Source organism: Nostoc sp. 2RC, assembly GCF_014222165.1.
Lineage (GTDB): Bacteria > Cyanobacteriota > Cyanobacteriia > Cyanobacteriales > Nostocaceae > Nostoc > Nostoc linckia.
Genome location: NZ_JACKZU010000063.1, coordinates 1 through 26939 on the forward strand (window position 1 = coordinate 1; position 26939 = coordinate 26939).

At 39.9% G+C, this 26939-nt stretch carries 21 protein-coding genes and 1 tRNA gene; 7 read left to right on the forward strand and 15 right to left on the reverse strand.

Going from position 1 to position 26939, the window contains the following annotated elements; translation table 11 throughout:
• Positions 1-21: 21 nt before the first annotated feature.
• The 3 genes from GNE10_RS10055 to GNE10_RS10065 form a co-directional block, all read right to left on the reverse strand.
• Entirely contained in the window at positions 22-897 is an 876-nt protein-coding gene (locus GNE10_RS10055) for an SDR family oxidoreductase (protein WP_185565052.1), read from the reverse strand.
• A gap of 68 nt (positions 898-965) precedes the next feature.
• Positions 966-1868: a S1 RNA-binding domain-containing protein gene (locus GNE10_RS10060; protein ID WP_099072185.1), complete on the reverse strand. Its 903-nt coding sequence runs from the start codon at positions 1866-1868 to the stop codon at positions 966-968.
• Positions 1869-1962: 94 nt separating this feature from the next.
• Complete coding sequence (locus tag GNE10_RS10065; protein ID WP_185565053.1) at positions 1963-2715, reverse strand: dienelactone hydrolase family protein; 753 nt, start codon at positions 2713-2715, stop codon at positions 1963-1965.
• 243 nt (positions 2716-2958) lie between these two features.
• On the opposite strand from GNE10_RS10065, the gene GNE10_RS10070 reads away from it, so the two are divergent.
• Positions 2959-3942: a GntR family transcriptional regulator gene (locus GNE10_RS10070; RefSeq protein WP_185565054.1), complete on the forward strand. Its 984-nt coding sequence runs from the start codon at positions 2959-2961 to the stop codon at positions 3940-3942.
• Positions 3943-4028: 86 nt separating this feature from the next.
• On the opposite strand, the gene sir is transcribed toward GNE10_RS10070, so the two are convergent.
• Both sir and GNE10_RS10080 read right to left on the reverse strand, forming a co-directional pair.
• On the reverse strand, positions 4029-5945 hold the full coding sequence (gene sir, locus GNE10_RS10075; RefSeq protein WP_185565055.1) for a sulfite reductase, ferredoxin dependent: 1917 nt from the start codon (positions 5943-5945) through the stop codon (positions 4029-4031).
• Between the two features lie 554 nt (positions 5946-6499).
• Positions 6500-7039: a hypothetical protein gene (locus tag GNE10_RS10080; protein ID WP_185565056.1), complete on the reverse strand. Its 540-nt coding sequence runs from the start codon at positions 7037-7039 to the stop codon at positions 6500-6502.
• A 391-nt stretch (positions 7040-7430) separates the two neighbouring features.
• Between GNE10_RS10080 and GNE10_RS10085 the strand changes: the two genes are divergently transcribed.
• On the forward strand, positions 7431-8372 hold the full coding sequence (locus GNE10_RS10085; RefSeq protein ID WP_185565057.1) for an ADP-ribosylglycohydrolase family protein: 942 nt from the start codon (positions 7431-7433) through the stop codon (positions 8370-8372).
• A gap of 104 nt (positions 8373-8476) precedes the next feature.
• Here the strand turns inward: GNE10_RS10085 and GNE10_RS10090 are convergent, their stop codons facing one another.
• From GNE10_RS10090 to GNE10_RS10100, 3 genes are all read right to left on the reverse strand, one after another.
• On the reverse strand, positions 8477-9475 hold the full coding sequence (locus tag GNE10_RS10090; protein ID WP_185565068.1) for a transposase: 999 nt from the start codon (positions 9473-9475) through the stop codon (positions 8477-8479).
• 21 nt (positions 9476-9496) lie between these two features.
• The gene (locus GNE10_RS10095) at positions 9497-10348 is read right to left on the reverse strand and encodes a hypothetical protein (protein ID WP_099072179.1); all 852 of its coding nucleotides are present in this window, start codon (positions 10346-10348) and stop codon (positions 9497-9499) included.
• Between the two features lie 141 nt (positions 10349-10489).
• Positions 10490-11152 (reverse strand): Npun_F0813 family protein, encoded by a 663-nt coding sequence (locus GNE10_RS10100; RefSeq protein ID WP_185565058.1) that lies wholly within the window; start codon positions 11150-11152, stop codon positions 10490-10492.
• Positions 11153-11512: 360 nt separating this feature from the next.
• Between GNE10_RS10100 and GNE10_RS10105 the strand changes: the two genes are divergently transcribed.
• Positions 11513-11585: transfer RNA gene (locus GNE10_RS10105), tRNA-Arg, on the forward strand.
• 280 nt (positions 11586-11865) lie between these two features.
• Here GNE10_RS10105 and GNE10_RS10110 read toward each other — a convergent pair.
• The 4 genes from GNE10_RS10110 to GNE10_RS10125 form a co-directional block, all read right to left on the reverse strand.
• Positions 11866-12726, reverse strand: a complete 861-nt coding sequence (locus GNE10_RS10110; protein ID WP_185565059.1) for a hypothetical protein — start codon at positions 12724-12726, stop codon at positions 11866-11868.
• A gap of 38 nt (positions 12727-12764) precedes the next feature.
• Entirely contained in the window at positions 12765-13361 is a 597-nt protein-coding gene (locus tag GNE10_RS10115; protein ID WP_185565060.1) for a Uma2 family endonuclease, read from the reverse strand.
• Between the two features lie 71 nt (positions 13362-13432).
• On the reverse strand, positions 13433-17911 hold the full coding sequence (locus GNE10_RS10120) for a translation initiation factor IF-2 N-terminal domain-containing protein (RefSeq protein ID WP_185565061.1): 4479 nt from the start codon (positions 17909-17911) through the stop codon (positions 13433-13435).
• Between the two features lie 228 nt (positions 17912-18139).
• Entirely contained in the window at positions 18140-19057 is a 918-nt protein-coding gene (locus GNE10_RS10125; protein ID WP_185565069.1) for a histone deacetylase, read from the reverse strand.
• A 287-nt stretch (positions 19058-19344) separates the two neighbouring features.
• Between GNE10_RS10125 and GNE10_RS10130 the strand changes: the two genes are divergently transcribed.
• Entirely contained in the window at positions 19345-20367 is a 1023-nt protein-coding gene (locus GNE10_RS10130; RefSeq protein WP_185565070.1) for a mechanosensitive ion channel family protein, read from the forward strand.
• 393 nt (positions 20368-20760) lie between these two features.
• Here GNE10_RS10130 and GNE10_RS10135 read toward each other — a convergent pair whose 3' ends face one another.
• On the reverse strand, positions 20761-21540 hold the full coding sequence (locus tag GNE10_RS10135; RefSeq protein ID WP_185565062.1) for an MBL fold metallo-hydrolase: 780 nt from the start codon (positions 21538-21540) through the stop codon (positions 20761-20763).
• Positions 21541-21689: 149 nt separating this feature from the next.
• Between GNE10_RS10135 and GNE10_RS10140 the strand changes: the two genes are divergently transcribed.
• A complete protein-coding gene (locus GNE10_RS10140; RefSeq protein WP_185565063.1) occupies positions 21690-22130 on the forward strand; it encodes a VOC family protein in 441 nt (146 codons plus the stop codon).
• Positions 22131-22140: 10 nt separating this feature from the next.
• Here GNE10_RS10140 and GNE10_RS10145 read toward each other — a convergent pair whose 3' ends face one another.
• Positions 22141-23688 carry an S-layer homology domain-containing protein gene (locus GNE10_RS10145; protein WP_185565064.1) on the reverse strand — a complete coding sequence of 516 codons (1548 nt, stop codon included), beginning with the start codon at positions 23686-23688 and terminating at the stop codon, positions 22141-22143.
• Between the two features lie 374 nt (positions 23689-24062).
• On the opposite strand from GNE10_RS10145, the gene GNE10_RS10150 reads away from it, so the two are divergent.
• On the forward strand, positions 24063-24956 hold the full coding sequence (locus GNE10_RS10150; protein ID WP_185565065.1) for an alpha/beta fold hydrolase: 894 nt from the start codon (positions 24063-24065) through the stop codon (positions 24954-24956).
• A gap of 192 nt (positions 24957-25148) precedes the next feature.
• Positions 25149-26207: a serine/threonine-protein kinase gene (locus tag GNE10_RS10155; protein WP_185565066.1), complete on the forward strand. Its 1059-nt coding sequence runs from the start codon at positions 25149-25151 to the stop codon at positions 26205-26207.
• A 78-nt stretch (positions 26208-26285) separates the two neighbouring features.
• Here GNE10_RS10155 and leuD read toward each other — a convergent pair whose 3' ends face one another.
• Positions 26286-26894, reverse strand: coding sequence for a 3-isopropylmalate dehydratase small subunit (gene leuD / locus GNE10_RS10160; protein WP_185565067.1), 609 nt, complete (start codon positions 26892-26894; stop codon positions 26286-26288).
• Positions 26895-26939: the final 45 nt, after the last annotated feature.

Here is a 26939-nt window from a genome sequence, read left to right on the forward strand (position 1 = left end):
CCCCATCCCCCATGCCCAAATTCAAACTGCCAAATAGCGCCGCAAAAAACTTTCTAATGTTTCCAATTGGAAATTAAAAATCGCTTCTAAATTGGCAATTTCATCTTTTGTGCAGAAAAATTCATTTGCTAGTAATGTGCGAAAGGTTCCTAAAGCTTTTTGAGTTTGGGGATTTAATAAACCCAATGCACCTTGTAATCCATCAATAATAAACAGTGGTGAATTTATTATTACTGGTTCTTTGGCGAAGATCCGACCAAAAATCCGGGGAATATCTTCTCTTAATAAAATCTCCGGCCCTCCCACTGGTAAAATCCGGTTGCGAGCGGCTTCAAGGGTTATGGAATCCACTACTATTTTTGCTAAATCATCAGTACTAACAATTGAGGTACGATTTTTGCGATCGCCAATTAGCAAATACAATCCTGTTTCTCGGAATCGTTCCACCAATGGCAGCAAGTTTGATGCTAATCCAGCTGGGCGTAAAATTGTGTAATTTAAGCCACTTGCTTGTAAATATCGCTCTACTGCTCGTTTGGCTTTGAACACCAGAGCGTCTTCATAACCGCGATCGGCTCCCAGTACGGAAATGAAGACAAAGTGCTGCACTCCATTAGCTTTTGCTTGGTCAATCAGTTCAATGTTGGCACGATAGTCTAAGGATAAAGCATTGCTATCAGAACCGTGGGCGCTGATAATATACTTCACACCTTGAGTTGCTTTTTGAATATCTTTTTCTTGTTCTAAATCGCCAATAAAAATTTCTGCACCGCGATGTTCTAACTCGCTATAGCGCGATGTCAGACGCACAAATGCTCTTACGGACTGGTCTTGCTGACGTAGGAGTCGCACTACTCTGCGACCAATTCCTCCGGTTGCTCCAGTTACTAAAAACATATAAATACCTAAATGTTGACTGTTGACTGTTGACGGTTGACTGTGAACCGTCAACGGTGAACATAAAACTATTCTGATACTTTGTTACTGGCTCTATTGGCACGTGCCTCGGCGGAAGCCATCACCTCATCGAAATTCTCTAGCACTTCACCAGGAAAGTTTTCCAAAACTTTGGTAGAAAGAGCAATCCGACCTTTACCTTCGTCCAAGTCAATAATTACAGCTTTAATTGATTGACCAATTTGAAATACCTTTTCTAGAGATTCGATGAATTTCTGGCTGATCTGCTTGATATGAAGTAGAGCGCTGATGCCATCTAAATCAACGAATACACCAAAAGGTTTAATTCCAGTAACTTTGCCTTCCACTAATTGACCGAGTTCTAATAAACTAAAGTTGCTAGAACGAGTTGCTAAACGTTGGGAAAGTATGAGTTTATTGGTGCTTTTATTAATTTCTAAAAAGCCCACAGTCAGAGTTTGACCTTTGAGTGCTTCTAAATTATCGCGCTCGGCCAAATGCGATCGCGGAATAAATCCCCGCAAAGACAGAACCTCGACGGTGACACCACCTTTATTCACGCCCATAACTCTGACTTGCACTGTCTGGCCATTTTCCTGCATTTGCGCCAATCGTTCCCAGATGTGCTGAATTTCCAATTGTTTTCTAGAAAGAGTGACTTGACCTTCCGCATCTTGTTCTCGGATAATCAGAAATTCCAGTTCCTCTTGTAATGGCAGCACTTCCGATAAATCCGTCACTGCTCTCAAAGAAGCCTCATCCCGCGGCAGAAAAGCTGAGGATTTACCACCAATATCAACATAAGCTCCATCATGGTCAAGTTGGAAAACTTTGCCATGTACAACCTGTCCTTTTTGAAACTGGTAGTCGTGCTTTTCTAGTGCTTTGGCAAAATCGTCCATTGTAAACGACGAATTGGCTGTTTGAGAAAGTTTCGATTCGGAATTCATGAGTTTTGAAGATTAATTTTTATGTCAGCTGATGCCACTAGAGTTTAGATTGTGGTTTCTCCTTTGTCTTTTGTCTTGTATCATTTGTCCTTTATTAATGACTAATGATTAGTTGACTAAAGAGTTGTTGCACCTGCTCCCAAGCATCCGCAGCAGCTTTAGGATTATAACTGCCACGATGGTCACAGAAAAATCCGTGGTCAGCTCCATCGTAGCGAAACACACGATGAGGAATTTTATATTTTTCTAACTCTGCTTCAATTTGGTCTACTTGTTCGGCTGGAATACTTGCATCTTCGTTACCAAACAAGGCATAGATAGTACCTGTAATATCTCTGGTGCGGCTGAGTGTAGCAGCGCCACCTCCTGGTGTGCGGGTGGTAATTCCAGCACCGTAGAAGGAAGCCGTAGCTTTGACATCTGCTAAGGTGGCTGCAAGATAGGCTACATGACCGCCAAAACAAAAGCCAATACAGCCAAAGCCTTCTTTTTGAACTTTGGGCAGGGTTTTTAGGTAGTCAATTGCTAGTTGAATATCGCTCAATAATTCTGATGCTTGAGTTTGTTGCCAAGCATATTTTCTGCCAACTTCAATATCTTCTGCGGTGTAACCGGTTTCAAAGCCAGGGGCAATACGTTCAAAAAGAGCAGGGGCAATGGCTACATAGCCAAGTTTGGCAATTCGTTCTGTAACTTCCCGAATGTGAACGTTAACACCGAAAATCTCTTGCAATACCACGATTCCTGGATAAGAACCAGATTGTTTTGGTTCTGCCAGATAAGCAGATACTTGAATATTATCTTGCAAAAGTTTAACCGTTGTGGTAATTATTGCTTGCTCTGTCATAATAATTTTTACCAGTATTATGTGATTAACGGTGTATTTCTTTGATATAACTATGCCAGTATGTCCAGGTTTTTTTCAATAAAATTCTCAATTACCAGAGTGAGCGCATTCAAAATTTGTACCAGAAAAATTTCAGATGTAAATCAAATATTTGATATTTAAATGCAGCCAATGGCCAAAGGAGTGCTGACTTGAAAGTGCCAGCACCCAATCCTCGGCATTCAGTATTCAGGAGGTTTGGTGATGATTCAATTCCGCATTCAGCCAGACAGCGAAATTCCCGCATCAACGCAGTTGTTTAATCAAATCCGGTTTGCCATTGCTTCCCGGCAATATCCACCTGGTTACAAATTGCCAAGTACGCGGGCGCTGGCAATGCAAACTGGGTTACACCGTAACACCATCAGCAAAGTTTACCGTCAACTCGAAGAAGACGGATTTGTGGAAAGTCTGGCTGGTTCGGGAATTTATGTGCGTGCCCAAGGTCATGAAGGCGGTAGCAGGCTACAATCACCAATTCTCAAACAACATCCCAATGCATATCAAATTGTCCAGCAAGCACTTGATGAACTACTTTCACAAGGATGTTCCCTAAGTCAAGCTAGAGAGTTATTTTTAGCAGAAATTGACTGGCGTTTGCGTTGTAGCGCGCGGGTATTAGTTGCAGTTCCATCTCATGATATCGGTGCTGGTGAGTTAATGGTGTATGAATTGGAGCGATCGCTCAAAATACCAGTACAGTTGGTAGCAATGGAAGAATTAGCCGCCGTGCTAGATAAAACTACTTCTGCAACAGTGGTCACAAGTCGTTATTTTATCCACGATGTGGAAGCGATCGCAGCTCCTAAAGCTGTACGAGTGATTCCTCTAGATATCTACGACTACACCAAAGAACTCAATTTCTTGAAAACCCTACCAAAAGAAAACTGTGTAGGCATCGTTAGCCTCAGTTCTGGAATTGCCCGCGCTGCTGAAGTCATCCTCCACGGTTTACGGGGAGATGAACTATTAGTGATGACTTCCCAACCAAAAGATGCTTATAAACTTCAAGCAATGGTGAAGCGGGCTGAGGTGATTATCAGCGACTTAGCCAGTTTTCCGTTCGTGCAAGCAGCAGTGCAAGCAGCCGATGAAGATATTATTCGCCCGCCAAAGCTAATTAAGGTTGAAAATTATATCGGCGCTAACTCGATTAACTTGCTCAAACGAGAACTAGGTTTGAGTTAATCTCACGGGACTAGGGCAGAGGATGGGAAGAAGGGGAAAGAAGAATTACTTTCTCCCTCATCCCCCCACCCTAAATTACTATTTACTTACGAAAGATTTTGGAAGTAAGCTTCTAAAGCTTCGGTGACTAACTGAGTCATTGGCTTACCTTGGCTTTCAGATACATCCTTCAACTTGCCGTAAATATCAGCTTTCAGATTTACTCGATGCCGTGATTTGTTTGCGCCATTAACTGCGCCTGGTTCGTAGGTGGCGCTAAATTCACGGATGGCATCGAAACCAACGCGATGGCAAAAATCACCAAAGCTTTCTTTTGATTTTTTTGATTTTTTAAAGTAAACAAAAATTGGCTCTAAAAAGCTTTCCAAGTCGTTATGGTGCAGCTTATCGATGTAAGGTTGTGCCAGCCGTGTTTGATTTGGCGAACCCCCTAACCACAATTGATAACTTTCTGGGGCGCTACCCACAAAGCCCAATTCCGCCATATAGGGACGAGCGCAGCCGTTGGGACAGCCCGTCATCCTTACCATAAAATGTTCTTTTGGTAAACCTAATTTATTCAACAGAGTGCGAATTCGCTCCAAAATTCCTGGTATTGCCCGTTCTGATTCGGTAATTGCCAAGCCGCAGGTAGGCAAAGCAGGGCAAGCCATTGAATAGCGTTCTAAAGGTTCGATTTGACTGGGATCGGAAACCACACCGTGACGGCTGAGAATTTCGTCGATGGTTTCTTTGTTATCTGGTTCGATATCGTAAAAAATCAGGTTATGGTGAGGTGTCAAGCGGATAGATAAGTTAAATTGCTCGACAATTTCCCGCAAAGCAGTTTTCAGTTGCAGAGAGCCTTCATCTTTAATGCGACCATTGTCAATGGAAATACCTAAGAATAGCTTGCCATCGCCTTGTTCGTTCCAGCCGAGGAAGTCGTGATATTTGAACTCTGGCAATGATTTGAAGGGTGTTAGTGCTTTGCCAAAGTATTCTTCAACTTGGGCGCGGAATTTATCTACACCCCAATCGTTGATTAAATATTTTAATCTGGCGTGACGGCGGTCAGTGCGATCGCCATAATCTCTTTGGGTGGCGACAATTGCTTTTACTATGTCATAAACATCTGCTTTGGCTACATAGCAAATTGGATCTGCAACCCTAGCAAAAGTTTCTTCTTTGTTGTGCGTTCTGCCTAAGCCACCGCCGGCAAAGACATTAAATCCTTCTAATTCTCCCTTTTTATTGGTAATTACCACCAAAGTCAAATCTTGAGAATACAAATCAACCGAATTATCTCCTGGTACTGTGACGCAAGCTTTAAACTTACGGGGCATGTAGTGGGTGCCGTAAATCGGTTCTTGATTATCATGAATAATTGTGCCATTGCCATTGCGCGATCGCGCTGCGGTCACCTCTGGATTTTCTTCGCCGCTAATTACCTTTTCGCCATCTAACCAAATTTCGTAATAAGCGCCTGTTTGTGGTGAAAGTAAATCAGCAATATTCTGGGCATATTCCCAAGCATACTGGTACTCTGGGCGCTTTTTAAATGGAGCTGGTGGTGCCATCACATTGCGGTTGATGTCTCCACAGGCACCCAAAGTAGAACCTAAATTGTTGACAATGGTAGCAATTGCTGTTTTGAGATTCTTTTTTAAGATTCCGTGCAGTTGGAAACCTTGGCGGGTGGTGGCTCGTAATGTGTGGTTACCATATTCATCAGCCAGCTTATCTAAAGCCAGATAAAGCTGCGGTGGTACCAAACCACCAGGATTTTTCGTCCGCAGCATAAACTGGTAATCTTTCTCCTGTCCCTTAGCGCGGTTGTCCCGGTTATCCTGTTGATAAGAGCCGTGAAACTTCAACAGCTGCACAGCATTTTCACTAAAATGAGTAGTATCTTCCAGAATCTCAGTTGCTACAGGTTCGCGTAAAAAATTACTATTTTCCTTAATTACTTCTACTTTAGAAGGCTTACGGCTAACGACGGGGGAAGGAGCAGATTTAACCATGAGAGTTGTATAGTATTCTCAATAAAGCATTCGTTGACGCCGAATTACAAGATATTCAGTATCTTTTCGGCTAAATTGATCCCCGGTAATCCGGCCGGAATAATGAGGAATATTTTGATTTTAACACGGCAAAAGTCGGCTTTATCAGCGATCTAACACTTAACAAAACCTACTCTTGAGAGTGCAAAGTGCTGAGTAAAGTATAGAGTGATTGAATACTCTTTAGTTCAGCTTGATGATTAAAATTAATCAATTCAACGAAAAAAGAGTTTTTCTAGATAACTATAACAGTTTTGACTTAGCTGAAGTCAGCAAAATTAAGTAGGGTAACACAGTTAGCTGTGCTACCCTACTTTCAACATCTATCTTCAATTAGGTAGTAAGCTGTTGCACATTTAAAAAAGCATATGTTCTTGTGTTGGCTGTTGACCGTTGACGGTTAACTGTTAAAAGTTAGCTTTATTTAGATGTGTTTTAGCTTACCGATGAAGTTTTTTGAGTCAATTAAAAATTGGAACTCAGATGTGCTGAAATTGGAACTTTAGTGGCATCTTTTATTTGAAGCTGTAGCCAATACCAGCATTGATACTAACAGCAGGAGTATCGCTATTTTGATAAGCACTAATTCCTACTTTGGCATTAGTATATACGAGGAAATTGTTAGCAACTTCTGACTCTACACCAGCACCAACTACTACTGCATCTTTGTTACCTATAGGAGTTGCTGAACCATCTTTTTCTACAAAAGAATAACCGCCAGTTAAATAGGCATTAGTTCTATTAGCAATGGGCACATCCACAGAAACTTCTGGAATAATGGCAGTAGTTTGATCGCTCCAAAGAACATTTCCACGTGCAGAAAATGGGGTATTTCCTAATTTTAAGCGACCTGTGACATTACCACCAAATGTGGCATCATCGTTGATTCCTTGTCCGCCACTGGTAACCCCAGCTGCAATACCAGCACCAACATAACTAGCATCTGTACCCTTTTTAGTTTCCGCAGAAGCTTGACCAGGTGATAGAAGAACAGGAGCAACTATTAAAGAAGATAATGCAGAAATTGTCAGAATAGACTTGAGCAAGCTTTTCATAATTGTGACCAAATTTTGTATTTTTTACTGTTATATTCCCAGTCGAAAGCTTAGTAAAAATGTTCCAGATAATTCTGGATTTTTCTTAAGTAGATGTGGCGATAGATGCAATAGAGTTAAAAATAATTCAATTAATGGTTGCAACCAAAATGTTATAATTACACTTGATTTTTTAGAAATTCCGAATATTCTCTATAAAAAACAGACGCTTTTAAAAGTGTCATAGTTATGGGAACTAAAAAATAGCCGCAATCTAGTAGAAAAATAGCCAGTTAACTGACTTTTTTTGAGAGTTTTACATAGGGTGAAAAAGTAGCCTGTAGCATCTGTGGCAACAAGCTATGAAGTAAATCTATAAAGTTAATTTTTAGCAATTGTTGGAGAGTGAATAATGCTAACCGCTGCAAAAACGTTGTCTGGTTTGATGGGTTTATGTGTCGGTGATGCATTGGGTGTACCAGTGGAGTTTACTAGCCGTGCGGAACGAATCAAATCTCCAGTGACAACTATGTTGGGTTATGGCACATGGAATCAACCGCCAGGAACTTGGTCAGATGACAGTTCTTTGAGCTTTTGCTTGGCAGAAAGTCTTTGTCGGGGGTATTCGCTGGAGTCCATAGCTAATTCCTTCTGGCGTTGGTACAAGGAAGCTTACTGGACTCCCCGTGGTGATGTCTTTGATATTGGTCAAACGACTCATACAGCATTGATGCGTTTGAAGCAGGGAGTTGTACCGCATCAGGCGGGTGGCAAAGTTGAAAATAGTAATGGCAATGGTTCCTTGATGAGAATCTTGCCGATGGCTTATTGTCATAGAAACTTAACTTTAAGCGAATTAATAGCGCGGGTGCATGATGTTTCAGCAATTACCCATGCTCATGCGCGATCGCAAATGGCCTGTGGCATCTATATTAGTATTGCAGTATCCCTGCTCGAAGGTGCCGACCCCCAAACAGCTTATCTCCAAGGATTACAAGATATCCAACCAATTTATTCTGCCCGACAATTTTTATTAGAAAAGCCCCATTTTGGCAGAATTTTCAGTGGTGAGATTGCCAAATTACCAGTAGAAGAAATTAATTCTGGCGGCTACGTCATTGACACCTTAGAGTCATCCCTGTGGTGTTTGTTAAATAGCTCATCTTATTCTGAGGCGGTACTGAAAGCTGTTAACTTAGGTGGAGATACAGATACCACCGCCGCCGTCACTGGTGGACTAGCAGGAATTTACTACGGCGTGGAAAATATTCCCCGACAATGGATGAACCAAATTGCCCGAAAGCAAGACATTATCTACTTGGCAGAACGTTTTGCCAGGGCTGTTTACGCTTAAAGTTAAAAGTTAAGAGTTAGGAGTTAAGAGTTAAGGGTTAGGAGTTAAAAGTTATAAATTATGAAATTTTCAACTCCTCACTCCTCACTCCTCACTCCTCACTTTTAAACCGTAGACAAAGAGTACACTTGACCATCAATTAACAATCGGGTGATTCCCTTGGCTTGGAGATGAGTACGAGTCTTATGCAGCATTTTACTATCGGGGACTTTAATCACGCGATCGCGTTTGGTGGAGAAACGCTTGGCTACGCGATGATTATCAAACACCGGTAAAGTTCTTTGCTGGGTTTCCAGGTTGGGAATTTGCCCCAAGTCGCCAAAGTCTTTGAGGGGTCGCGTAATTAATTCCGAGGAACGGTCAATCACTAAATAGCAAGTTTTGGGCAAATGTGCTGCTGATAGTGGCAAAACTTGAACTGATGCTTCACCTGGTCTGCGTCTTGTAACTAGAGGTCTTAACTCATCAAAGTCATCTTCCTCGAAGTCTTCTTCCTCCTCAAAGTCATCATCTTCTAAATCCTCATCTTCTAAATCATCCAAGTCTTCTGACTCGTCTAGCAATTCTTCTCCTAGCATTTGTGCTATGGCGTTTACCTCTGGACGTTCATCCTTGAGTATGGGGCTGGGGATATTCCCGATTTCCAGAGGTTTGGGTTGTGGAGTTTCTGATTTCTCCGTGACTCGTAGCTTGGGTTTTTCTGTCGCTGAGGTGCGTCGTTTTACCCTTCTACTAGCAGCAGTTGATTCGTCAGTTTCTTCTAAGTCAGGTTCTTGTTCCACTACACTACGTAGTTGTGGTGGTTCGACTTCTACCACTGTGGGCTGGCTATCGCTAGCTGGAACTTCGATTTCTGGCTGTAGTTGACTCATCAGCAGTGGTAACTGCTCATAGTTTACCTGTGCCCTACCCTCAGGAGTCCTGGCAGCCCGCTTTAAAGAAACTAAGTATTCATACTCATCCTCTGGCAAAGTGCTTTTGAGCAAACGACTAATGGTCGAGTTACTTACGTCGTAGCGTTCTGCCAAAGTTGAGGTTGTTTCGGCACTTTCTCGATATAATTTGAGAATTTCTTGTTTGTCAGAGTCTGTTAGTTTTCTCACGGTAGATACCAAAAATCTTTGCTAAGCTCGTTTTCGTGTGCTGGTACGCCGCGTTCGTCTTAGTGATGCATCATATTCTAGGGCAGCGCCCATACCAAATAACACTCCACTAAATACCCAAAACACTTCTAGTATTTCTCCACTTTGATAGTTGGGCCCTTGTGCGTATTTAAACCACATATCTGCAATGTAGAGGGAAAAGGCGGCGGCGGCAATCATTCGCCAAGACTGGGAAACCCTTCCTCCCCAAAATGCTAACAGCAGAGTGGTAGCAATAATCAACAGAACTACGTCGCTAACTACGTAAAACCAATTCAAAATAGCAACCAACAGTTCTGAGGATGTTTCCTGTTGTCTAGAAATCCACCATGCTAACAAACTACCGAATACAGCAATTGCTAACACAATTAGCCACTGCCATTTTTCCAGATTGATTCGCCTGGAAGCCACAGCTAAAATCATGCCTGTGCCAAGTAATAGATAACTCAATACAAAAAATATATCGCCTAAAGACGCATCCGGTTCTTCTTTTAAAACTATTTCGGTATACCCGAAAATTATCCCTCCAATGAAATAGGAAAGCATACCTAAGCCTATAGAAAGCCAAACATTCCGACCACTGACTATTTGCGGACTAAGCCAGTTTCTCAAGCATAAGATACCAGCGCCCAAATAAGCTAAGGCTTCAAAAATATTTGTGCCAATCACATACCACTCGGCTCGGCTTTCTATGCCATCTGCTCCGGGAATTTTGGCACTAAACAACAAAAAGTATAACAGTGCCAGCACGCCCCAACCAATATTAGCCAAAACAATGTTCTGAGTGGTGAAAATGGATTTGGAAACCAAGGAATTGTTGTAAGAGTTATTCATAGGGCTTGACTATTGTAGATGCACTCTGGCAGTATTTTGAGTTAAAGGATTGTATAGCTAGGAGTGTGTCTGCCAAACAAAGCATAATCGGACACCAAAAGCAAGTTCCGACAGTAGGAACTTTTGCAAAAAATTTCCAGACTACTGCCATAGTTTACCTAGTGGTGATTGATTCAGCCAAGAGAGGAATAGCGATCGCTCGGTTTCTGGCATATCTTCTAACTTATAAATCACTTGTTTGGTAAAGTTGGCATTACCAAAATAGGATTTACCTAATCGATGTAGTTCTTGTAAAAAGATAACTACATGAGCTTCTTGCCAAGGAGGCAGTTTGGTTGCAGCCAAGGGATCGATAGATACCAAAGATTTAACTGTTTCTGGAGGAGATGTTTGGGGAAATTGCTTTTGCTGAAATACCTCCGCAATATCCTTCTCCAATAGTGCAGCTTGCCTAGCACCCAAAAACTCTTCAATATCGATATAAACACCTTGCAACAATAAAATACTGGCTTGGATCAAAATCCCCGTTTTTCCATGACTACCACCTGTGTCATTACCCAACTGTTCCAAACGGATTTTTCCCCAAACGCTAAAGCGTTCCGGTTCTTCCAGTAAGACACAGGCTTTACCCCGGTTATCCGTTAATTCTCTCCATAAGGCTCTAGCTTCTTCTTCTTGACTAGCTTTGAAGACACTAATCAAGCGAAAAGTTTGCCCTTGATAATCTAGGATCGGCACCTGCTGATCCTTTTTTGGGTGCTGAATGCTTGATATTTCAACATCCTGCCGTTTGAGAATAAACATGGCACGCTACAATAACTCCTCACAGGGGCATTCTTAATATGGAATATATAATGGCATCTGACAGCTTCGCCAAGGCTGAAATTACCTAGCGTGCTGCAAAAATGAAGGAAACTGCTCGTTTCATTAGATATTTCATTAGACTAAGCTGCCTAGAAGGACTGGGTCTGGGGTAAGCAACCCCTTGACAAGACAATATTTCTAACCAATACGCCATCTGCTTCGTTTTTAATGTAGATTGATAACTAGCGACTTGGATCTTAGCCTTGCTAGTGATAAATCTGCAATTTTTGATTGCTTCTAAGTCGGTGAAAGCGATATAATGTTCTAGATGACTTCTTTTGGGAGCCATTGTATTGTATTGGGCGCGTAGCTCAGTGGATAGAGCAATTGCCTTCTAAGCAATTGGTCGCAGGTTCGAGTCCTGCCGCGCTCGTTTGAATTAATCAAGGGAAAAGACGCGATAAATCGCCGTCTCTACAATAATTATTGAGGATTGTTAATTGCGATCGCCTCTATAACTTTAGGCTATTTCTGCTAATAGGACTGTTTAAAAATTGTTGAATCAGGTGGCAACTAAGTAGGTGAGAAAAATGGCGTTCTTTAATCAGGATATGAAACTCAAAAATTTTATCTCTCAAACTCTTACTCTGGAGCAACTTTGTGACTCTGCGTAAGATAAATTCATATTTTCATTCAGCAACGCCAATGCCGACTTACTTAAAGTTTTCGACATTTTTCTGTTTAAGAATATCTTCACGTTGAAAATTGATGGCTTCAGTTGACAAATTACACAAGGTTTCTAAGTTAATTTTACCTTCATTATGGAGGATTTCTAAGCATTTTGTAGGTGACTCTAAAATTTCTTTGCCGCTTCTTATTTGAATATTCAATTTATCTTCGATAACATCTAAAATTACCAAAACTGATATTTTTTGCCAGATTTTTTGAGTTGAAGTTAGTACTTTAAAGGAAGTGATGATTTTTCCTTCTTCTGGTACATGCAGAGCTAAATCTGAAGCTTGAATATTTTTTTGAATTTCCTCCAGCGATAACGAAGAAATATCAATTGTATTATCCAGAGTTATAAAATCTGCTATATCAGGTAAATTGATTGCTGTTTCGTTTAAAGATTCAACTTGAAAAGTTAAGGTGTTACTCAAAGGATTGGTAATAGCGTTCAGCTGCACAGGATATGGAGGCTGGGGTACAGTTCCTTTTTCATAAAATGAACGTCCTTCTGGAGTAACTGTAATTGGGGATGTTGCTGATAGAGTTTGTAATGAGCGAAGATTTGCTGTAGTACTGCGGATGAATACAGAATCAAGCCCAAGTACAGAGGCTAATTCATCTTCAGTTGGCGGAGGTAGAAATTCAATTGCGGCGCGAATAATAAATTCTTCAAGTACGTTAAATTGACGTGGTTGTTTAATATTTACTTCTACTGGAGTTTGACACAAGCTATAACGAAATTGGCGGGCTGCTAAAACTAAAAAATTGGGATTTTGAGTTTCAATTTCTTTGACTAAATTTTTCAGATGAGTATCAATTGGTTTATCAAAATCAGTAAGAGACATCAACAAAACCTCCATGTAGACGCACTATTTTGAAAACATTATTTTGAAAGCGCCTGTTGAAAAGTTTTGATAGCATCAACATGATTCACCATATTAATACAGCGTAACAACAAATCCAGATCTATTCCTTTGACTTCTTCGCTACTGGAAAGTTTTTCATAGTGAAATGTGTTGCCTTCTTGACGCAGGTGATAAACTTCTAAAACGCCATCTTCCCAGAACCATACTTCAGGAATTTTCAGACGTTTGTATGCTTCTAGTTTGTTGATACCACCGCTAGTAAACACAACTTCTATGGCCAAATCGGGACGCACTCCACCAGGGGCAAGTTTATAGGATTCATGTGCTTCTCGCTTCACAGCACCAGACTCGCTTTCTAAGGTCATTGACCCAGTTGGAGTAAAGTCAAACCCTGCCATGAGCAGGTAAAGTTCTAGCAATGCGGCAATTCTCTTTTTAACAGTTTCGTGCGGTTCTCCAGGCATTCTTCGGATCTCCAAAACACCATCTAAAAAAGACAGGCGATATCCTGGGCGGTTTAATAACTGCTCAACGGCTTTGAATTCTCTCCAAGTCAATCCCTCAAATAAAAAGGGTGATTCTTTTGGGGGTGTAGCGATCGCTGTTGTAGTCATAAAATTCTCCAGTGTGTTTGTAAATAAGAATTAATCTGAAAGCGTTGGTTGTTGAGTGTTGAGTGTCAACATCAGATGAATTGCGAAATATCTACAAAACCTTCATGTAGACTGACAATATTTGAAACTTCAGAGTATATATTTCCCACTTTACCTGGTTGATGGGTAAATAAATCATGACAGCCAACAATTATCAGGAGTTCTTGAGCGCGGGAAAATGCAACATTTACCCGTTCTGGTTTCTTAGCAAATCCCACATCTCCTTTATGATTGTTACGAACCATACTGACAATGACAACGGGTCTTTCCATTCCTTGAAATCTATCTACTGTACCTGTACGAATTTCTAGGGAAGGGAACAGTTCGGATTGCAAGCGTTCATCGATTTTTCTTAATTGAGCGCCATAAAATGTAATCACGGCGATTTGTTTTTTTGGTTCACCATTAGTAACTTGATTAGCCCAAGTTTTATCAAACTGCTGACACAGACATTCAATTGCGTCAATTTCTAGAGTATTAAAATAAGAAGTTCCGCTTCGTTCTTCTAAATATTTCTTTTGTATAGGGGTTTTGATCCAGAGAATATGGTGAAATGATTGAATGGTTTCCCCTGCTAAATTATGTGCGCGTTTTTTATCGGGTTCTAAAATTCCAGATTCTAGTTTACCGTCATAAAATTGATTGATTGCACCCATAATATCAGGATGCATTCGATATTGTGTAGTCAGCATTTGCTTGATGCTTTCATCGGCAGATTCAAACTGACTTTTAAATAATGATTCTTCTAAAAATTGTAATTCGTCTCGTGTATTGCCAATTGTTTGGGCAACTTCTTCTAAAGTATTAGTATCGAGCATAGGTGGTAATTGTCGATGGTCGCCTACCATGACTAATTTTTTTGCTTTCAATGCGGGAATGAGTAATTCTGGTGGAGTACATTTACTAACTTCGTCAATGATGACAACATCAAAGGATTTAAATTCTTCTGAAAAACCTCTATTGGCGGCTTGCACGCAGGTGATACCAACGACGTTGGCATTATCTAAATATATCCGCCGTAAATCATCGCTATCGCCCTCTGTTGGCTTTCTTAATTTTTCTATCCAATCTTGGACAAAATTTTGATATTTGTGAATGTAAGCTTCTTCTTTTTCGAGTTGTTGTTGCCAAGATTCAAACTGAAGATTTAAACTCTCTAATAACTCTAGATTAAATAAATCATTACTAGAATTTTCTGGCTTAAATTTATCAGGTATGGTTTGCCATTCTTTCAACCACCAGTTTCTTTGTGCGATTAAAGTTTCTGATGGCTGTGGTTGTAATTGTTTTTCTAATTCTCGCAGGCTATTTTGCAATTGTTGGAGTTGTTGGAGAGAATTTTCAGTTTCTTGTTGGAGTTTTGCTAAATGCTCGTGTAAAGAAGTTTTGATTACCTCCAATACAGCAAAAGGTTCTAATAATGAAATTAAATTTTCTAATTGAGTAATGCAATTTCCCCAATAATGTACTTGTTTGGTAAATTCTTGGGGTTGTTCCCAAATTTTTGATTGTGTTGTGAGGTATTGTTCTACTAAAGTGCGTAATTGAGCAGGTATATTTGGCTGTTGGGTGAGTTCTTGCAAGATATTAATAACTTGTGCGAGTTGGGAATTAGCATCTTGCTGTGCTTTTTCTAGTTGATATTGAGTGGCAGATATTTGCTGTTGGCTAATTTCATTTTTTTGCAGTTCATTTAATTGTTGGCGTAGATGATGAAGTTGTTGTTCTGCTTCAGTTTTGACTTTTAAAACGCATTGACGTGCATTTGCTAGGATAATATCCAGCAATTCTTGTGTAATGCGAGTGAGTGTTGAATCGATGTTATTCCATTCCCATGATGTACCATAGGTTTTTTGCATTCTGATTAAGAAAAACTGGGTATTTTCAACCAGTAATTTTCGTTGTTTTTGGTTGAGTAATTGATAGTTATTAAATTGTTGATAAGTTTCTTGCCATTGAGTGCGATCGCTTGGCGATAACACCATTGGAATTAAGCTAAAATTTTGTTGTAAAAAATAACTAAAATTATGCTGTTTGCCTCGGCGATCGCTAAAATTGCCATCTATTTCATAAGCAATGGCTTTTGTCAATAACTCCCAATCTGGTAGATTAATTTGATAATTTTTTGGTATAATCGGTAATTTTAATGTATTAGCAAACATTAACAAACCTAATGGCAAGTCTACTAAATTATCTGTTAGTGGTAAACCTGATTGCTGACAATCTTTTAAAGTTTGAGACAAATGAACGTGTGCTGTAGACTTCCATTCTTTCACTGCTGAAATAATATAATCAATTTCTCGCTGACGGTTTTGCCATATCTGAATTGTTTGCTGTAGATTTTGTTGCTTAGTGAGAAATTTTTGAGAATCTATTTGTAACTGATTTAACAAATCAAAATTCTGTTTTACATTGTGCGCTAATGCTGCAACTGCTAACATACTTTCACTGGCATTTTGAGCAGAATTTAAAGCAGTTTTAAATTCCAAAATTTCCGTTGCGATTGTTTCACGCAACCAAATTGCTAAACCAAAAGCACCAAAGGTTGGACGCACAAAACCAAGTTCATCAGTATATTTAATCGATTGACGAACATTGGCTAAAAATTCTTCTACTAAAGTATTACCTTCTGCATAGGGTTTAAGCAGTGGCAAAAAATTTGTAATTTCTGGAGATTCCCAGTTGACATTGGGAGCAGCTTTGAGTAGATTATCCAAACCAGAAACTAAAGATTCCACTTCATGTTGCGCTGCTAAGGAATCATTGTAAGATTTTTCTTGATTTTTGAATCCAGATTCTATTTTTAACTTATTTTTCTGGAATTTACTTTGTTGTTTATGGAATTCTACTTCGGCTTGCAAGTAGGCTGTAAATTTTTGTGATGATGAAAGTAATTTCCGAAAGATTTGAATATTTCCTAATCGATGATTGAGATTATTTTCACAGTCATTGGCAGTATTTTCTAGCCATTTGCCAATTACTTGTTCTTCTAAAAATGGCTGTCCTTCCTCTCCAACTTTTTCGGCTTTTCCTTTGCGTACAGCCCGAATCACTGGATTGTGAACTAATCGACTTAAGGCGTTATCTACTGCTAAATTAGCTTGGGAAGCGATTAAAGTACGCCCACCACGCAGGGCTATTTGATAGCAAATTTCGGCGATAACGGTAGTTTTTCCTGTACCGGGGGGCCCTTGAATTAAAACAAGATCCTTGGCAGCAAGTACCTTTTCCACTGCTGCTTTTTGACCGGGATTAGCAGCAGATAATAATAAATCTTGTGGTTGAATTTCAATAGTTGTTTTGATTTTTCTAGCCTGGGAAGCATCGAATAAAAAGTTACCCAAATAAGGATTTTGAGTGTAACCATTATTCAAATCTTCTAAAGCTTTTTTCTTGCGTTGAATTTGCTGAATATCACCAACTGCTTCAAAACACAAAAACCCGCTAGCCGGCAACTGATAACGTTCTGTGGCCATATATTCAGCCAAGTCACGTTCTAATCTTACACTGATAATGCAACGGTTGGGATCTATTTCTTCAATAGTCCCTAATTGACGACCACTCAGCCAATTTTTGCCAATGGGAGCAGTTTCAAAAAGTTTTAAATCTTCGTTTTTTGCTTGTTTGACTCGTTGCCAAAAATTTTCTAATTCCAGAGTATTTTGATAAAAGCCATCAAGGGTAGCGGAAGTGACATCAATTTCTAAATCAATCCGCCTTTTGAAGTTATAGTTATGACGTAGATAACGTACACAAAATTGGCGTGCTTTAGCTATTTTTTCTTCAATTTGTAAAAACGCTTTCCAAGCTTTTAGCTGGTCTTCTGTGGGTACATAATCGCCACAAATTGGCGCGGCTGCTATGCGTGTCAATGTTGCTGGTGGAATGTCGAGATGATGCTGATGATTGGGTAACAAACGTAAGGGACAAGCTACAGAATAGCTATCAGCATTTCCCCGCGATAATTGTAATAATTGAGCCGAAAGTATTTTTAAACCGTCGCGTCCATCCTTTTGAACAGCAACTGTAAATCCCAAGGTTTTTTTCAGCTTCTCAAGTTTTGCAGGTAATTGAAAATTATCTGTATCTGTGGCGATTGTTAAATCCCAAATTTCTTCTTTTGGTTCTTTACCTGCACCTTTACGACGTACATAAAATAGACAAGGTTTTTTGCCGACGCATTCAAACATTAATTCGTTGGCGCGTTCGCGTCGTTCCCGAAATTCAGGATATGCTTGGAGGGCGCTTTCTCCTTCGAGGTTGCGGATAAGTCTATCAATTGTGGAACCTACGAATGTATAACCCCAATCTTCAGAAGATATTTTAGTTTTTGCGGATTTTGCCGTGAGTTTATTTATCGCAAGACGAATGCGTTCGGCGTCAGATTCTAAAATTGAACTTGTATGATTTTTGGCTACAATTTTCAGCTTTTCGCAAATGGCTAAGAGTTTTTTACTATCTAAATTTAATTCTTTTGCTAGTTCGTAGATTCTCACTTTGACTTTGTTCATCCAGTACTGCCTTTGCTGACAAAATAGGGTTTAAATTTAAACGCAAAGGGGCGCAGAGGTAAGCGCAGAGTAGCGCAAAGTTGATTTTAGTTCAATTCCCTAGGAATTAAATTGAGAAATACTCTGCGTACCTACCCTGCGGGAACGCCTAACGGCGGTATGCGTTTACTTTGCGTTCCTGTGGGTTTTAAAACTTGACAATTTTGCTTAGTATTGCTCACTAAATGACTATAGTTTGTATTGTTGATAAACTTGACTTGCAGCACGATGCAACAAAGAGTGCCGCCAAACGAGGGATTTCATATCATCAGCATAACCGCCACCAATAACGCAGGCCACGGGATAACCAGCGCTTACACAAGTACTTAAAACCTGCATTTCTCGACGAAAAATGCCAGCATCTGTTAAAGCTAATTTTCCCAAACGATCGCCTACATGAGGATCTACACCAGCATCATAAAATACTATATCTGGCTTGACTTGAGATAATAAATCTGGTAGGTAACTCGCCAATGTCTGCAAATAAGCATCATCTTCCATTCCCACTGGTAAAGGAATATCTAAATCGCTGGTTTGTTTAGTACCAGGAAAATTAACTTCGCAATGCATGGAGAAAGTAAAAACACTGTCATCGTCTTGGAAGATAAAAGCAGTGCCGTCTCCTTGATGAACGTCCAAATCTACAATGAGGATTTTTTGCACGAGTCCGAGTTTTTGTAAAACGCGACAAGCGATCGCTAAATCGTTGAAAATACAAAAACCAGATCCATAACTGGGAAAAGCATGATGAGTTCCACCAGCCGTATTACAAGCTAAACCCTGACTCAGTGCCAGCTTAGCAGTCAGTATTGTACCACCAACCGCTACACAAGTACGATTGGCCAGCGCTGGACTCCAAGGTAAGCCAATGCGACGCTGTGCTTTGGGTTCTAGGGTTCCTTGACAATAAGCTTGGACGTAGTTTGGAGTGTGAACTAATTCTATTAACTTTGTTTGCGGGCGTTCAGGTGTATGAAATTGTTCTTGATTTGCTACACCGTCAGCTAATAGCAATTCGTAGAGTTGCCGAAATTTGGACATCGGGAAGCGATGGCCTTCAGGCAACGGGACAACGTAATCTGGGTGATAAATAATTGGCAAGTCCATGTTATTAATTTTGAACCATAGTCCAGTGCCAAATACACCTAGAGATTGTTTAGTAATCAATCATCAGATTCTTTTTGCCTGACAAAATTCATGCAAAAGTGGTTTCAATGCAACCAAACAGCACTTACCCAGCACTTATGAAAATCATCAGGCAACAGGATAACAGCCTTGGAGAACATCTACCAATGGCAGGTACAATTCAATAGTTAGTTTGGTATTAGCCAAAATAATCTCAAATTTGTCAAGTTAAATTTAACAATAATTACAAAAAACAAATGCAAATGGATATCATGCAATGGATTTTGCCACTGGGCTTTATTGTAGCTGGCGTGCTAGCTGGAATAATTGGAGAAAAACTGATTTTTAGAAAGCTGGAAAAATTCGTTATTAAAAAACGCATAGCAGGGGGAAATATTATATTTCATGCCCTGCATCGCATGACTTTTATTTGGTTTGTGATTGCTGGTTTTTTTTGGGCAGTTCTCAGTTCTCCCCTCAGACCAGATATTATCAATGTCCTGCAAAAAATTCTCACTGTTGCATTTCTGTATTCAGTGACTTTAGTCTTAGCAAGGCTAACTGCTGGTTTTGTAAAGTTATTGATTCAAAGAACAGAAGGAGTTCCCACTTCACTAGTTTCCAATGTTGCTAAAGCTGTTGTTTTGGCTTTAGGAACATTAATTTTATTGCAAACTGTCGGTGTTAAAATTACGCCAATACTGACAACTTTAGGTATTGGTGGTTTAGCTGTTGGTTTGGCACTTCAAGACACTTTAGCGAATTTATTTGCCGGGTTTTATTTAATTATTTCCAAACAAGTTAGAACTGGAGATTATGTAAAATTAGATGGTGGACAAGAAGGCTACGTTACAGATATCACATGGCGCAATACGACAATCAAAGAAGTTTCTAATAATGTGGTAATTGTGCCAAATTCTAAGTTAGCATCGGCAATTTTTACTAACTATCATTTACCCGCCAAGGAAATAACCTTAACCATGAATGTTGGTGTTAGTTATGATAGCGATTTAGAAGAAGTGGAAAAAGTAACTGTAGAAGTCGCCAAAGAAGTTATGCAAGAAATCGCACCGAAATTAATTGCCAATGAACCATATATCAGATTTCACACCTTTGGGGATTTTAGTATAGACTTCACCCTTTATATGCGAGTTAGCGAATTTTTTGACCAGCGAATTGGCAAACATATATTTATTAAAAAATTACACAAACGCTATCAAGAAGCAGGAATTACAATTCCCTTTCCTATCAGAGAAATTTACGTGCAACATAATATAAATAAAGAGAATTGAGAATTCAGAATTCAGGAATCAGAATAATGTAAGGATAAAAAATAGAGTTTTCATAAGCCATGATGTTCAAATATAACTGAGGATTTTTTTTGAATTGTATTTAATAGTAAATTGAGATAAAAAATTGTGCAAATGCTTTTAATCTACAATTTGAAATTCGTTTTGCGGCAAAGCGTCTACAAACTTTTTGCAAAATCGAAAATTGCTATAGGAATCCGATTTGATTTATGAAAAAATCTCAGGAACGCACCAAAGCCTTAAATGTTGCAATAAAATTTATTGTGGGATGGGTATCCTCACCCGTCCGGGCGGGCAGGATGCCCACCCCACAATAGTTTACTAATGCACTATTTTAGGCTAGACAGTCCACTACGTATATTTCAAAAATCAAATTTAAATTGCTAATGCTCGCTTTTCCAATGGTACTTGAAAGCGATCGCCTGGTGTCGGTTCCATCACCCGTGTGGAAAGATTGTTTTTCTCTAATAGCGAACGAAATTCCGCAGCACTTCCTTTAGTCTGTATCAATTTCATCAGCAATCCCTCAAATATCACATCACCGCCTGCTGCTGTGGGTAATATTACTTGAGGCTGTAAGGATTTTACGATATCTAAAGCACTATTTTTTCCTTTGATAATTGGCCCAAGCAACGGTAATGTCATGTCAATAAACGGTGTAACCACTACATCGATAGGTGCAGCTTGCTTCACTTCTGGAGAATGATAACCGTGAGGCTCATAGTATAAAGTTAAACCACTTTCCAATTCTTTGAGGAGATAACTATTTTCTACTAAAGTGGGGCCGATGGGCGAACCAGGAAAAGCTTTGATTTCAATTTGACGATCTAAAGTGAAAGTTTCACCATGAGCGAGGGTGGTTACCTTGGTGTAACCTAGTTTGTGTACCACCTTGGCTGCATTGGGAGAAGCTACAACTTTGATATTGCGGTCAAGCTGCTTGAGTGTTGGTGGATGAGAATGGTCTTCTAAACCTTGAGATAGGAGAATTAAATCAATATTCTCAGGTATGGGGCGATTTTGCGATCGCTGCCCTTTAAATAACCAATCCAAATTACTGAAAATTAACGAATCAACTAGCCAAGGGTCGATTAATATCCGTTTTTCGCCAATTTCCAGCAGCCAACTATTGCTGTCAAACCAAGTTAAGAACATAAATTTTTATGAAGATAACGCCTATCTTTATTATCAATCGTGTTAGCTTCCATCGTGGAACTTTTCACACTGTTGGACAACAATAGAATTTCTTGGTTTGCGCCTCAGAAAACTAGAATCCCCAAGTTTCCTAATTTTGAATTTGTATCATGTCTGACGTTGGTTTTACTCACATAGCCCTTGCAGTTAGGGATGTGGACGCAAGTATCGCATTTTATCAAAAATATGCCCAAATGACCGTTGTCCACCGTCGTATCGATGAAGCGATTCAATCAGATGTTGCTTGGATTAGCGACCTTACCAGACCTTTTGTGATTGTCTTAATTCAATCAACTCAAGTGGAAGGCGCACTGTTACCACAATCCCATCTTGGAGTAGCTTATCAAAATCGGGAAGACATCGATCGCCTGTGCAATGAAGCACGCACAGAGAAAGTACTGTTGAATGGGCCAAATGACTCCGGCCCCCCAGTTGGTTACTGGGCTTACCTGCGAGACCCAGATGGCCATACATTGGAAATTTCCTATGGTCAGGTAGTTCAATTTACAGTTGAGCAAGCAAGAGACACCACTACTCCCTTACCACCATAAGATTACCTAATTACCGTTGTTGTCCCACAACGTATTGTGAGGAGATATTTGCTACCTTGCCAGTGCTGTAAAGTGCTTGATATAGCAAAGCAGAAACTTCTGACCGAGTTGCTATGCGTTCGGCGTTCAATAAATTCACGTTGGGATAATTAACAACTATACCGCGTTGTGTAAGGGCAGCAATCAGACTGCGATGTTCGCTACTGATGTTAGTTGCATCGTTGTAAACAGATAAAATTGTATCCGTGGAATCGCTGGCTTGATAATTTAAACCCTGTGCTAAAGCTACTAAAATGTCTAGGCGAGAAAGGTTTTGAGTAGGGTTGAAATCACTGCCAATTACACCATTTAAAAAGCCCATTTGGTAAACATTTCTAATGGCATTGTAAGCCCAGTATCCACTGGAGACATCCTGAAAAGCTATTGCTGGGCGAATTTTGCCTTTTGTAAAGGCTTTTTGCAGCATTGCCGCAAATTGGGCACGAGTGACCGGTGCATCTGGGCGGAAAGTTCCATCGGGAAAACCTTCGATAATTTTCATTGCTGCCAATTCAGCAATAAAATTTCTAGCCCAATAATTTGTGGAAACATCCGAAAATTCAACTTGCAGGTTGCGAGATATGCCGATTTGGCGATAATTCATTAGTAATTGGCTGACATTGTAGCTAGAGTTATCGCTGACTTCAGTCACCTGCACTAAACTACCAGGAATAGCTTGTAAAGCCCGTGCCAATTCAAAATTAAAAATAGTGAAGGAAGACTGACGGACTAAAGCGAATTCACCTTGGGTAAAAGATACAGGATAAACGCTGTTGGCTTTAACTGGAGATAAACCTTGTACTTGGAAGTGATTAGCTTGGAAAGTTTGGGAACCGCTAAGAAAAGTAACCCTTTGATTGCTGATTTGGGTGAAATAGTCGTAGGTGGTAGTACCTGCGTCAATGATGCCATCTCGGTTAGCATCGATACCATAAACAGTGCGAATGACTCGATATTCCGCCGGTTTAGCAGACAAAATCAAGTTAACTGCGGTGTTTGCTGATAAACATTCAAATTCGCTGTAGCCAATAAAGCGGTTTTGTACATCGTATAATCGCACCACAATGCGATCGCTTGCTTTTAATCCATTAACAAATTTCGCTTTTTGCTGAATCTTGTATTTATAATCACCCAAAAATCGTTCTTTTAAAAAGCTATTATTCTGTTTACTTTTAATAGAAACGCGGGCAATGACTTCTGATAAATGACCGGATGGTTCCCAAATTGCCAGACTAAAACCTGTTTTTTTTCCTTTGACTGCAACCCTACTATTATTTACTTGAGTCCGGCTTTGTTTAGTTACAGTTTGTTGTTGAATAGTAGTAATACTACTGCTTGTTTCTAATTCATTATGAGCTAAAGTTTGTTGTTCTGTGGAATTATTAGGGATTTGGGCGACGATGGTAGAAAACCCTGAAGTTGCGTAAGCAGAAACTATTGGCGAAAAAATTGCTACAGAAGTTGCAGCAAGAAAAAATTTCCTCAAATGACCAAAGTTACCATTATTTGTATTTTTCATCTCACACTACCATTCGTCTAAAAAGTCAAAGGGGTATTTAGTATCCCTAACTTATTAATCCCTGGTAATAGATGAAACTAACATATCAATTATTTATGTAGGCAAAAGGCAAAAGACAATAGTAAAAAAAGGTTTTGAGTTCTGCCTAGTTTTACAAAAATCAAATAAGATTGCTATATTAGAATTCCTATTAATTGCCTAAAAAAAAATTCCATACACTTCAATTTTCTATAAGCCTACCCTCAACCTGTTAACTATTGCCTATTGCCTATTACCTCTTACCCCTTGCCTTTTACCCACAAATTCTATGCCGAGGCGCAAGATATGACGCCAGAGAACATTACTATATTTAACAGAGTTTATAAATCTTTATAATGACTGGAACTACACAGCAGATAACAACAGCTACCAGCATTCAAAAATTCTTTTGGACTTGGCAGGGCTATAAAATTCAGTATACCGTTATGGGTACGGGACGCCCTTTAGTACTGGTTCATGGCTTTGGTGCTTCCATTGGTCACTGGCGCAAAAACATCCCAGTTTTGGCGAATGCTGGCTACCAAGTTTTTGCTTTGGATCTTTTGGGTTTTGGTGGTTCGGATAAAGCAGCCATTGATTACAGTGTGGAAGTTTGGGTGGAACTGCTGAAAGATTTTTGCACAGCACACATCCAGCAACCAGCTGTATTTATTGGCAACTCCATCGGCGCACTTTTGAGTTTGATAGTACTGGTAGAACATCCAGAAATTGCTGCTGGCGGTGTTTTAATCAACTCTGCGGGTGGCTTGAGTCATCGTCCCCACGAATTGAATCCGCCGCTAAGGATTGTAATGGCGGCTTTTAATCGGGTTGTGCGATCGCCAATTACAGGCAAATTTGTTTACAATCGCATCCGCCAAAAATCCCAAATTCGCCGCACTCTTTACCAAGTTTACCGCGATCGCCAAGCAGTCACCGATGAATTAGTGGATTTACTTTATACTCCCTCTTGCGATCCTGGAGCGCAACAAGTTTTCGCCTCGATTCTCACAGCACCTCCCGGCCCCAGTCCAGAGGAACTATTGCCCAAAGTCGAACGTCCTCTATTGGTAATTTGGGGTGCTGACGATCCCTGGACGCCAATTACTGGGGCCAAGATTTACGAAAAGGCACGTGAGAATGGCAAAGACATCAAAATAGTGCCCATTCCCAATGCCGGTCATTGTCCCCACGATGAAGTTCCGGATATTGTTAACGCCCACATTGCCCAATGGTTGGGGCAAATTTGACAATTTGGCGCATAAACAAGCCACTACCCAACTTTGCCAAAGTTGAGGTAGCTGGTGTTAGGGAAATAAGGGCATTAATTTGTGTTTATGTGCTTTCGGGCGAGTAAGTTGGAAATACGGTTAACAATCTGGGTGAGTCGCTCTTTATTTTGAATTACACCTTGACAAAATCAAACTCATGTGGTGGATATAATGGAGCTTGATGTGCGTAATGGAGATAAAGGGGAAATTCCCTTGAGTCACCATCCAGATTTTTCCCAACAAGGTTATCAAGTTATTAGAGAACTAGGACGCAACACAGAAGGAGGACGCATTACTTACTTAGCGAGTGTCCTGAATTGCGATCGCCAAGTAGTAATTAAAGAATTTCGTTTAGCCAGTGCAATTGCGGATTGGTCTGGTGTGAAAGTATATGAACGGGAAATTGAAATCTTGCAACAACTGAATCATTCCCGCATACCTCGTTATATAGATTCCTTTGAAATTCCAGGGTTTTTTTATATGATTCAAGAATATAAAAATGCCCCATCCTTAGGTGAAAAACGTAGCTTTTATCCAGAACAAATTAAGCAAATTGCAATATCAATCTTAGAAATTTTGGTTTATCTGCAAAAGCAAATTCCGCCAATTATTCATCGGGATATTAAACCAGAGAATATTTTAATTGATGAGCAATTAAATGCTTACTTAGTTGATTTTGGTTTGGCTAGAATTCAGGATACAAAAATAGCTCTTAGTAGCTTTGTCACAGGAACTCCAGGCTTCATGCCACCAGAAGAACAATTTGGTCATCCTCTCACAGAAGCATCAGACTTATATAGTTTGGGAGCAACATTAATTTGCTTATTGAGTAATACTCGTTCCATTGATATTGGTAAACTAATTAATGATGATTACCGTTTTAATTTTCACAAATTAGTTCCTCAAATCAGTCCGCGTTTTGAGTCGTGGTTAACAAAAATGGTGGAACGCAATCGCAAACGCCGCTATGCTAATGCCAGTGTTGCTTTAGAAGCACTCAAGCCAATTGAAGTTCTTGGTAGCGGTACTGGTATAGAAAATTTAATCAGGACAATTAAACCTTTAAAACAAGCTACTTTATTGGGAATAGCTACTGTAATGACCTTGGCTGCATTGGCAGGAACTTTGATGAGTTGTCAACCTGGTATTACAGTCAGGCAATTGTTAGAAAGCAAAGAATGTCAGGATTTGGACTCTAATACAAATTGTCAACAAAACACTGGAGATTAGACTTTATTGCTATTAGTTGATTGTTGACTGTTGACTGTTGACGGTTAACAGTCAACGTATTTTTTGGAGTTCCCTAAATTAACTTGCAGCTAAATTTCCCCAACCGATGTAAGGTAATTTTGCCGCAGTTGCCCGAACTTGGTCGGCATTTGCTACTAATTGACCGCAAGCATCCCAAGTACCAGCAATAAAGGCGCTTCTTGTACCTTCACTAATAAAAATCGGCGTATTGTAATCGCCAATTTGCACTTGCAAAGTTTCTAAATTCACTGTGACATTTGCTTGGGGATTAGCTGCGACTAATTCTTGCAATTGTTTGACATTAGCAGCATCGGCTGTGACACAAGGTATACCCATTGCCACACAGTTACCAAAAAAGATTTCGGCAAAACTTTCACCTATTAAAGCTTGAATTCCCCATTTAGCGATCGCTTGCGGTGCGTGTTCCCGTGAAGAACCACAACCAAAATTTCTATTCACAATTAAAACCTTCGCCCCTTGATATTGGGGTTGGTCAAAGGGATGTTCGCCGTTTAATGCTTTGCGGTCATCAATAAACGCGCCTTCGCCTAACCCATCAAAGGTAATGGCTTTCAAATAGCGGGCAGGAATAATGCGATCGGTATCTATATCATTGCCCACTAAAGGTATACCGCGCCCGGAAACTGTTTTAACTTCACTGACCATATTGGGGATTGGGGATTTTGGGGATTGGTGATTGGGGAGATGGGG